This is a genomic window from Nostoc sp. CCY0012 (genome assembly GCF_963920855.1).
Taxonomy (GTDB): Bacteria; Cyanobacteriota; Cyanobacteriia; order Cyanobacteriales; family Nostocaceae; genus Cyanocohniella.
This window is the reverse complement of record NZ_CAWUDM010000181.1, coordinates 1-7,240: the sequence shown is the minus strand read 5'-3', so window position 1 is coordinate 7,240 and position 7,240 is coordinate 1. Positions and strand designations below refer to the sequence as shown.

6 protein-coding genes are annotated in these 7,240 nt (G+C 43.1%); 1 reads left to right on the top strand and 5 read right to left on the bottom strand.

Annotated features, from left to right (window positions below; all coding sequences use genetic code 11):
• Positions 1 to 632 precede the first annotated feature (632 nt).
• Positions 633 to 1,586: an aldo/keto reductase gene (locus tag ACM0OS_RS27825; RefSeq protein WP_414546416.1), complete on the top strand. Its 954-nt coding sequence runs from the start codon at positions 633 to 635 to the stop codon at positions 1,584 to 1,586.
• A 69-nt stretch (positions 1,587 to 1,655) separates the two neighbouring features.
• On the opposite strand, the gene ACM0OS_RS27820 is transcribed toward ACM0OS_RS27825, so the two are convergent.
• From ACM0OS_RS27820 to lpxC, 5 genes are all read right to left on the bottom strand, one after another.
• Positions 1,656 to 2,930: a DNA cytosine methyltransferase gene (locus ACM0OS_RS27820; protein WP_414546415.1), complete on the bottom strand. Its 1,275-nt coding sequence runs from the start codon at positions 2,928 to 2,930 to the stop codon at positions 1,656 to 1,658.
• Positions 2,931 to 2,992: 62 nt separating this feature from the next.
• Positions 2,993 to 4,168 (bottom strand): lipid-A-disaccharide synthase, encoded by a 1,176-nt coding sequence (gene lpxB / locus ACM0OS_RS27815; RefSeq protein ID WP_414546414.1) that lies wholly within the window; start codon positions 4,166 to 4,168, stop codon positions 2,993 to 2,995.
• Positions 4,169 to 4,413: 245 nt separating this feature from the next.
• Positions 4,414 to 5,232 carry an acyl-ACP--UDP-N-acetylglucosamine O-acyltransferase gene (gene lpxA / locus ACM0OS_RS27810; protein ID WP_414546413.1) on the bottom strand — a complete coding sequence of 273 codons (819 nt, stop codon included), beginning with the start codon at positions 5,230 to 5,232 and terminating at the stop codon, positions 4,414 to 4,416.
• Positions 5,233 to 5,436: 204 nt separating this feature from the next.
• Positions 5,437 to 5,949 (bottom strand): 3-hydroxyacyl-ACP dehydratase FabZ, encoded by a 513-nt coding sequence (gene fabZ / locus ACM0OS_RS27805; protein ID WP_414546412.1) that lies wholly within the window; start codon positions 5,947 to 5,949, stop codon positions 5,437 to 5,439.
• A gap of 261 nt (positions 5,950 to 6,210) precedes the next feature.
• Complete coding sequence (lpxC, locus tag ACM0OS_RS27800) at positions 6,211 to 7,047, bottom strand: UDP-3-O-acyl-N-acetylglucosamine deacetylase (RefSeq protein ID WP_414546411.1); 837 nt, start codon at positions 7,045 to 7,047, stop codon at positions 6,211 to 6,213.
• Positions 7,048 to 7,240 lie beyond the last annotated feature (193 nt).

Sequence of the window (7,240 nt, the reverse complement as noted above, 5' to 3'; positions counted from 1 at the left end):
TCAGTCAGACTCCTGGTATACAAGCGGTTCAAGACTTTTCTGCACCACTAAGGGGCTACCCTACGGGTTCTGCGAAGCAGTACAGCCCTGGTTTTATACAACTTCAATAGTCGAAGCCCACATAAACCTCAAGAGTCAATGAAGAACATCGAAATAACATACCAGTATCAAGCAAACAACAGTCTAGGGATTGATTATTTTTAGTAACTTAGTAATTTATCATACTTATGTCACAGGTTAGTGCTTAACCTATGAACCTATTTCAGCCTGCTGTGCATCACATTTAAAAACATAGCGGGCTTCTCTAGTCCTGACTATATCTATCCCAGCCAATGCTGAGGTGTGTTAAGTGTGATTCCAGTGAATATATCAGTTGGTTTGTATAAATAGATAATGAAAAATTCTTTGAAATCATCAAGTTAGGCTTCTAGGTAATAGGAAACTCCCACGTACCCCCTTAATTTCTCGGCTAGGGAAACAGTGGAGTTTAAGAGCATAGGTAAAAAAGCAGGTTGCTAAACTCTAGATTTGTGATGGCAAATTCACGGTTTGGCAACTTATTTTTTAGATATCTAAGAGTAATTCTTCTTAGTTAAAATAAGACAAGAACGGCAAATTCACTAAAGCCAATCATGACAGACAAGCAAACACGGCGCAATTTTTTAATTACCAGTGTTGCTGTTGCTGGCGGTATTACGGCAACTACTGCGTTTCAACAGGCGGCTAAACCAATAGTAACTATGCCAGAACGAGTATTGGGACGCACTGAAGTAAAGTTGCCTATCTTTGGGTTGGGAGGCGCAGGACAAACCCCACTATCGTGGAATGGTAGAGAACGTGATGCTGAGGCAATTATTCAAAAAGCTTGGGAATTAGGTATCCGTTACTTTGATACGGCTGCTAGTTATGGCCCTAGTGAAGATTATTTGGGAAAAGTGCTGCCACCTCATCGTTCAAAATTGTTTCTAGCCAGCAAGACAGATAAAAGAGATCGTGATGGTGCATGGAGAGAATTAGAGCGATCGCTTAAACGTCTGAATACAGATTATCTTGATTTATGGCAGTTGCATCATGTCTCCTTTTCCTCAGAACTCGATACTATTTTTAGTGCATCTGGTGCAATTCAAGCTTTAGAAGAAGCCATACAGCAGAAACTTGTACGGTTCGCAGGTATTACCGGACATCATGATCCAGAAATAATTGCCACAGGACTGCGCCGTTATCCTTTCCACACTACATTGATTCCTGTGAATGCTGCCGACCAACATCACCCACGTCCTTTTCTACCCGTAGTTATGCCAGTAGCGCAAGAAAGGAATGTGGGTGTCATAGCGATGAAAGTCCCAGCTTATGGTCGATTATTTCAGCCTGGTGGCTTGGCAGGTATGCAACAAGCTTTAGGATACGCCATGTCTCAGCCTGGGGTTCATTGCTGCGTAATTGCAGCGGAAACAGTTTCACAATTAGAAAATAATGTCAAGATAGCTCGTGCTTTTCAACCCCTAAGTGAACAAGAACTAGCTGCGATCGCTCAACAAACAGCTAGTATTTGGGAAGACACCACCTTTTTCCGTGCTTGGACATAAAGAAAGGGAGTAGGGAGTAGGGAGTGGGGAGTGAGGATAAGACTTTAAACGTCAATTACGAATTACGAATTACGAATTATAACGTTGTGCTGCTTGCAACATCGTAAGTTTTAATAAGTCCTCCCGTCCCAACTCGTAACGGCAACTGGGCTTAAAAGGTGCAATATTTAAACTACGAATAATCTCTGCTGCTACAGCCTTTGCTAACAGAGGTGGTACAGAATTACCAACTTGGCGGAAACCGTGCCATTTGGTGACATGAAATCTAAACCAGTCAGGATAAGAATGTAATCTCGCCGCTTCTCTGACAGTGATGCAACGGGGAGTAATGGGATGAATCGGCCGAGGTGAAGTAAAAGAACCTCTATATTGATCAGTTCCTGCCCTTAAAGTATTACAAACGCCAGCAGGATGTAGTTTATGGAAACGACTAATCAGTTCTCTTTCTCCCTGACTTGTTTTAGCAAACCGTTCAATAGTAGTAGTGGAGTGTTTTGTTCTAAGACTAGAAGTAAGAATGCGAGAATCAAAGGTGCGATCGCCTCCGGCGGGGCGTAGCCCATCGCAGGCATAATCATCTGCTACAGTGCTGATACCACGAAGTTTCTGGGCATAATCACTAGGCTTGCCATATTCCGCTACTATCCAGTCTTGTGTTAGTAAATCTGAGTAATTTTCAACTTCGGGTAAATCCCCTATTGCTTCCCAAACTGTTGGGCTATGAGGAAGCACAGAAGAATTTTCTGGTTGAGAGTCATGTGGCAAAGCTTGTTGAGTAATGGGCTGCGGGTACTTCGGTAAGTCTACATCTTCCCTAGCACCCAAAAGAAATAATCTTTCCCGAAACTGGGGAACTCCATAATGGGCAGCATTGAGAACTTGATAATTTTCTGCTACTTGATAGCCTTGATTTTGAAACTCGCTAATCAAGTCCGTGAGGATTTTCTTGTGTTTCCCGACAGTAATTCCCCTGACATTTTCCATCACAAAAAACTTGGGTTTTAATTCTAATACCAATCGGTAAAAGTGAAACACCAAAGAATTGCGCGGATCATCAAAAATCCGTTTACCCATTAAAGAAAAACCTTGACATGGTGAACCAGAAATTACCACATCAATGTCGCGATCGCCTATTTGTGAATAATGCCGAATTTCTGCCCCTGACGTATCCTCAACACTTTTACACAACACCGAGCAAAAAGGAAAATTAAACTCATGTGTTGCACAATGAATCGGGTCAATTTCCACAGCAGCCAAAACATCAAAGCCAGCCTGTTCAAAGCCAAGTGTCATCCCGCCCGCACCGGCAAATAAATCAACTGCAATCGGCCGTTGTTTTTTCATTGACCATTCCCCCATTACCCCTTATCCCCAGAGGGGGCCCCGAGTTCCCCACTCCCTACTCCCTACTCCCTACTCCCCTCATTTGGCAGCATTTGCAAAATTTCTTGAGCAGCGCGATCGCATACTCCTAATTCTCCCAAAGACTGCCGCATTTCTGCATAGTCTGCTAAAGTCTGCTGACGGCGCTCAGAATTTAGTAGTAATTCCATCGCTGCTTGGGTAATATTTTCTGGCGTGGCTTGCTCTTGTAAAAATTCCGGCACAATTGATTTCATGGCCACTAAGTTTGGTGGCGAGGCAAAAACAATGTCACCTTTGAGAACTCTCCGGGCAATCCAAGCTGTAATGGGGCTTAAACGGTAAACTACAACTTGCGGTACATCTAATATGGCCAGTTCCAAGTTCACAGTCCCAGATTTGGTAATGGCGAAATCAGCTGCGGCAAATATTTCTTTTTGTTGACCAGATACAACTGTCGCCCGTAAACCATAACTTTTAACTGCTTCTTCAATGGGCTGTCTGTAAACTTCCAGAGATAGGGGAATCCAAAAATGAACTTCGGGTAATTTAGCTTGAATAGTTTGGGCTGCTTGAAAAATAACTGGTAAAAGATATTTTAATTCTTGGCGACGAGAAGCGGGAAGAAGTGCGATCGCCTTTTGTTCTGGTGGAATCCCTAAATTAGCCCTGGCTACTTCGCGGCTGGGAGCGTCTTGCATTCTGTCAATCAAAGGATGACCTACCCAGGTAACTTGTGCGCCATTTTCACGAAAATAACGGGCTTCTTCTGGGAAAATGGCTAATAGTTTATCCGTAAAACCGACAATCCGGGATGTATTACGCAAATCCATTGTCCAAGCCCACTCTTGGGGAGCAATGTAATAAACCACTGGTATTTGTGGTAAATGCTTTTGCATATAAGTCCCCAGACCTAGATTTGGCCCCATATAGTCAATTAATATTACCAAGTCTGGTGGGTTTTGTTTTAAGAAGGCGATCGCCCGCCGTTGTACCTGAAGAGTAGGCAAAACATAAGGTAGGGCTTCTATTAAACCCATTGAGCCAATACCACTGGTATTACCCAATAGAGTAGCCCCTGCTTCTGCCATTTTGTCACCACCCAGGGCGACAATTTCCAATTGCAAATTCATAGCCGTTGCTTGACGCTTAATCGCCGTAATCAGCAACGACCCTTGTAAATCACCAGCTACCTCGCCAGTGCTGATAAATATCCGCATTTGATAATTAATAACTCGTAAAAATTCAGAAGTTAGGAAAAAGAATTATATAAAACTAGTACAAGTCGGCGTAAATAAACAGACCAGTTGAAATCAATGAAAAGCCTATAAAATAAGCTTTTTGACTTTTGACTTTTGACTTCCGCCTTGCGGTACTAGCCTGCGGAGGTTGCCTACCCTCCGGGAAGACGCTACGCGTCATGTTTGTGTCGCCCCAGGCTTCTAACCTGGGGGCATTAATGTGCTTAAGAATCATCACTCGCGCCTGGTTTGCCCCTTCCTGGAATCAAGCCGCGTCTTCCTGGCATTTGAGAAAGCAGGATAAAACGACGCAAGTTTTGTAATTGTTCAGTTTCTCCCAGTTGTTCGAGCTGTTCCAAAGCATCCTTAAAAGTTAAGCCAGACCGATAGAGAATCCGGAATGCTTTTTTGAGGGTTTGCAGGTCGGTCGAGTTCATTCCCGAACGTTTGAGTCCCACCAAATTCAAGGTGCGTACCCGTGCCGGATTTCCTTCCACCAACATATAAGGGGGTACATCTCGGTCAATTCGTGCCATACCCCCAACCATTGCGTGTTGTCCGATGCGTACAAATTGATGCACACCCAGAACACCGCCCAGCCTGGCCCGTGACTCTATATGCACATGACCAGCCAAGGCTACTGAGTTAGGAATAATTACGTGGTCTTCAATTATGCAATTATGAGCTACGTGTACATAAGCCATCAATAAATTATTGTTGCCAATCACCGTAGCTTCACCTGCACCAGTGGCGCGGTTAATGGTGACATACTCCCGAATTGAGTTATTGTCACCAATTTTGACCCAGGTAGGTTCTCCCACAAACTTGAGATCCTGGGGTTCCATGCCAATAGCTGCACCTGGAAAAATTTGATTTCGCGCCCCAATTTCACAAGGTCCTTCTAGCACTACATGAGCGCCAATAATTGTTTCCGGGCCGACTTTGACATGCGCTCCAATCACAGCATAGGCACCGACTTGCACTGATGGGTGGAGTTCCGATTTAGGATGAATTACAGCAGTTGGATGAATAAGCGTCTTCAAGGGTGAATCTCCAGAACTTTTTTAAGTGCTGAGTGTGTAAGTATTCAGTGGCCGAAAGTGTCGAGCAAAACAGGTTATGTGTAAGGGTGGCGAAAATCAAGAAATTATAAAATGCTGTTGTAGGTTGTTTTTTTACTGCTATCCTAATTCAAGATTCAGTAAGAGTAAATACACAGCTTTACCCAATACCACCACAGCAGATCTTTAGTTAATTAAAGAAAACATTAATTCGCCTTCAGCAGCGAGTTGACCGTCAACCTCGGCACGGGCCTGCACTTTACCGAAACGACGTTGTTTTATCCATAACAGTTCCACCGTCATTATTAGCTGATCACCGGGAACTACTTGGCGACGGAAACGGACTTTATCGATACCGGCAAAAACGAATAACCCTTCCTCATATCCAGGTAATTGCTTCAAAATAATCCCCCCTACCTGTGCCATTGCCTCAACAATTAGCACTCCTGGCATCAGTGGTCTTTCTGGGAAATGCCCTTGAAACTGAGGTTCGTTAACAGTAACATTTTTTACGCCTATAGCCATTTTTCCTGGCACATAGTCAATTATTTTATCTACAAGTAAAAATGGGTAACGGTGGGGCAACAATTGCTGAATTTCTTCAGATGACAATGTTGTTTTAATTTCATTAATAGGCTGTGGTTCAGTAGATGCAGTAGCAGTAGTATCGGTACTATTCACTTTAGTGATGGTTGTCATGATCTGTGTGGTTAATTTTCAATCTGGAACTTAAAAAGTACTTGCGAGCAGAAAGGGAGTAGAGAGTAGTGAGTGGGGAGTGGGGAGTAGTGAGTAGTGAGTAGGCAAAAAGTTTTTGTCTTTTCTTCTGTTTTTCTTTCTTTTGTGTTCTTTGACACATGTGCTTACGGAATGCTTCGCCCATGTGGTTTGTTATTCTCCCCTATCATTAATGCGATTAACTAGTCAGCAGGCATTCAAAGCCTTGAGAGAATTTGGACTTTAGACTTGAACTAATCCCAACTCCAAAATTTTCTCAGCCAATTGAATGTGTAAATTATGACTAGCCTTATACGCCAAGAAATGAGCCTGAGGAAAATTACTTAGTAAACTCAAATCTCCTACTAAATCCAAAATTTTATGACGAACTGGCTCATTTGCAAATCTTAATGGTGGATTTAACCAACCATCAGGCCCACAAACAAGTGCATTTTCTAAGCTACCACCTTTAATTAACCCAGTTTTTTGTAAATATTCAATTTGGTAAAGTAACCCAAAAGTCCTAGCAGGAGCAATTTCTTCAGCAAAACTAGCAGTCGGTGACCAACTATGCCATTGGTTACCAATAGCTGACAATTCAAAATCAATCCCGTAACTAAAACGAGTTTCCGGTGCTGGGAGCGCACAGACAAAAGCATCTTCGTGATAAATCCATATCGGCTCTTTCACCGCCAAAGAAATTTGGTTGCTTTTGGGTTGAGATACCAAGCCAACTTGACTAATACTGTCCGTCCAAATTTTGGCAGAACCGTCTAATAGTGGTAATTCTGGGCCATCAATTTCAATTCTGGCATTATCTACACCCATACCCATCAGTGCTGCCAACAAATGCTCAACTGTCCGAACACTGGCTTCACCTTTACCCAACTGAGTCGAAAGTACAGTTTGACTCACTGCGGTAACTTGGGCGGGAATTATGGGTAAATCCGGCAAATCCACTCTGACAAAGTAGCGCCCACTGTCTACCTCAGCAGGCAGTATCCGGACATGAGTACTCACACCACTATGCAGTCCCATTCCAGTTTGGGTTATTTCCGCTGCTATGGTGTGCTGTTGCATGAGCAAGAAATTAATATATTTTGATTTGTATTATTCATGTAAATTTTTGGCAAAGACCCTGATGTATCCTCTAAATGTTACTGATCGCTTTATTGGATCAGTATTCAGGGAAACGTAAAAATTAGCAAGTACTTGTATCATTTTGGCAGGGACTGGGGAGATGCGGGGAGTGGGAGATGGGGGGAGTGGGAAA

Coding starts and splice junctions, on each gene's coding strand:
- lpxC (WP_414546411.1), bottom strand. CDS start 7,047: ATGCAACAGCACACCATAGCAGCGGAAATAACCCAAACTGGAATGGGA.
- lpxB (WP_414546414.1), bottom strand. CDS start 4,168: ATGCGGATATTTATCAGCACTGGCGAGGTAGCTGGTGATTTACAAGGG.
- ACM0OS_RS27820 (WP_414546415.1), bottom strand. CDS start 2,930: ATGAAAAAACAACGGCCGATTGCAGTTGATTTATTTGCCGGTGCGGGC.
- fabZ (WP_414546412.1), bottom strand. CDS start 5,949: ATGACAACCATCACTAAAGTGAATAGTACCGATACTACTGCTACTGCA.
- ACM0OS_RS27825 (WP_414546416.1), top strand. CDS start 633: ATGACAGACAAGCAAACACGGCGCAATTTTTTAATTACCAGTGTTGCT.